Source organism: Marinomonas sp. S3726, from assembly GCF_000967665.1.
Lineage (GTDB): Bacteria > Pseudomonadota > Gammaproteobacteria > Pseudomonadales > Marinomonadaceae > Marinomonas.
Genome location: NZ_JXYC01000050.1, coordinates 1 through 226, shown reverse-complemented (window position 1 = coordinate 226; position 226 = coordinate 1). Strand labels below are relative to the sequence as shown.

Sequence of the window (226 nt, the reverse complement as noted above, 5' to 3'; positions counted from 1 at the left end):
TAGGGCGTATTTAGAAAATAATGATGGTTATAGTTTCTTTGAAGCTTTAGATGCCTTGATAGTGACTGGGCCTACTAGAACGAATGTAAATGATTTTCGCGCTATCTTGATTCAAGCCTAAGCAAAAGCTTTTCATCAAAGACACTGAATTAAAAAACACGCTATTAAAGAGATGGCCTTGCTCTATTTACTGCCCTAAATAAGCAAGGCTATTTCTTTTATCCTT

General features: G+C 35.4%; 1 protein-coding gene. It reads left to right on the top strand.

Translation table 11 applies throughout. From position 1 onward, the window contains the following. Nucleotides 1-121, top strand: a 121-nt coding sequence (locus TW85_RS26085) for an MOFRL family protein (protein WP_157197022.1), incomplete at its 5' end; no start/stop codon positions are given. Nucleotides 122-226 lie beyond the last annotated feature (105 nt).